This is a genomic window from Sphingomonas sp. (assembly GCF_036677245.1).
Classification (GTDB): domain Bacteria; phylum Pseudomonadota; class Alphaproteobacteria; order Sphingomonadales; family Sphingomonadaceae; genus Allosphingosinicella.
The window spans coordinates 1-1,963 of sequence record NZ_JAKFCG010000016.1 but is presented as its reverse complement, the minus strand read 5'-3'; the positions used below and the strand labels follow the sequence as shown (position 1 = coordinate 1,963).

The 1,963-nt window shown below is 64.8% G+C and carries 1 protein-coding gene; it reads left to right on the top strand.

What is annotated here, in order from left to right:
- The first annotated feature begins 154 nt into the window (after nt 1-154).
- Nucleotides 155-1,879, top strand: a complete 1,725-nt coding sequence (locus V6M48_RS01905; RefSeq protein ID WP_332810831.1) for an ABC transporter ATP-binding protein — start codon at nt 155-157, stop codon at nt 1,877-1,879.
- The last annotated feature ends 84 nt before the right edge of the window (nt 1,880-1,963 follow it).

Here is a 1,963-nt window from a genome sequence, read left to right as displayed (position 1 = left end):
GCTTAGGCGGGCGCAGGCAGGAGGCAATGAACGGCCATTCACAACCCGCCAAATCGATAAACTGTGACAAATCTGCCGGCGGCGTCGGCTCCGCCCCTGCCCCGCCTCCAGCTCATGGCTCCGTGCCACGCCGCGTGCTAAAGCCCCGCCCGCCATGCTCAAGCGCTTCTTCGCCTATTACCGCCCCCATCGCGGCCTGTTCCTGCTCGATTTCTCCTGTGCGGTGATCTCGGGGCTGCTCGAGCTCGGCTTCCCGATCGCGGTCAAGCTCTTCGTCGATCAGCTGCTGCCGAGCGGGAACTGGAGCCTGATCGTGCTGGCTTCGCTCGGCCTGCTGGCGATCTATCTGGTCAATGCCGGCTTGATGGTGGTGGTGACCTATTGGGGCCACATGCTCGGCATCAACATCGAGACCGAGATGCGCCGCAAGGCCTTCGACCATCTGCAGAAACTCTCCTTCGGCTGGTTCGACAACCAGAAGACCGGGCACCTCGTCGGCCGGCTGACCAAGGACCTCGAGGAGATCGGCGAAGTCGCCCATCACGGGCCTGAGGACCTGTTCATCGCGGTGATGACCTTCATCGGCGCCTTCGCGCTGATGCTGAGCGTGCATCCGCATCTGGCGCTGATCACCGCGACGATCGTGCCGCTGGTGGCCTGGCTGACCAGCCGCTACGGCCGGCGCATGACCGAGAACTGGCAAAAACTGTTCGGCAGCGTCGGCTCGTTCAATGCAAGGATCGAGGAGAATGTCGGCGGCATCCGCGTCGTCCAGGCTTTTGCCAACGAGGAGCATGAGCGCAGCCTGTTCGCGGTCGACAACCAGCGCTATCGCCGCACCAAGCTCGACGCCTACCGGCTGATGGCGGCCTCGACCTCGCTCTCCTATTTCGGCATGCGCCTGACCCAGATGGCGGTGATGATCGCCGGCGCTTATTACGTGCTGATCGGCGATCTCAGCGCCGGCGGCTTCGTCGGCTTCCTCTTGCTGGTGACGGTGTTCTTCCGGCCGATCGAGAAGATCAACTCGGTGATCGAGACCTATCCGAAGGGCATTGCCGGCTTCCGCCGCTACACCGATTTCCTCGATACGCGGCCGGATATCGCCGACCTGCCCGGCGCCGTCGCCGTCTCCGGCCTCAAAGGCGACATCGCCTATGAGAATGTCAGCTTCGGCTATACGCCGGACCGCAAGATCCTGAAGGGGATCGACCTATCGATCCGCGCCGGCGAGACCATCGCCTTCGTCGGCCCGTCAGGAGCCGGCAAGACGACGATCTGCTCGCTCTTGCCGCGCTTCTACGACGTCGAGGGCGGGCGTATCAGCATCGACGGCATCGATATCCGCCAGATGACGCTGGCCTCGCTGCGCGGCCAGATCGGCATCGTCCAGCAGGACGTCTTCCTCTTTGCCGGCACGCTTCGCGAGAACATCGCCTATGGCAAGCTGACGGCGAGCGAAGACGAGATCATCGAGGCTGCCAGGCGCGCCCGGCTCGACGAGATGATCGCGCGGCTGCCCGACGGCCTCGACACGGTGATCGGCGAGCGCGGCGTCAAGCTCTCGGGCGGGCAGAAGCAGCGCCTTGCCATCGCCCGGATGTTCCTGAAGAATCCGCCGATCCTGATCTTGGACGAAGCGACCTCGGCGCTCGACACCGAGACCGAGCGTGCCATCCAGGCCTCGCTCGCCGAACTGTCGAAGGGCCGGACCACGCTGGTGATCGCCCATCGCCTCGCGACGATCCAGGACGCCGACCGCATCATCGTCATCGACGAGAGCGGCGTCGCCGAGCAGGGAAGGCACCAGGACCTCGTCGCCGGCTCGGGCATCTACCGCCGCCTGCACGAGGCGCAATATGGGGCGAAGCGGGGGTGAAAGACCGCCGCGACGCGCCTCGTCCGAGGGCGCGTCATGCTCGGGCTTGACCCGAGCATCTCCTGCAAGAGATTCTCGGGTCTG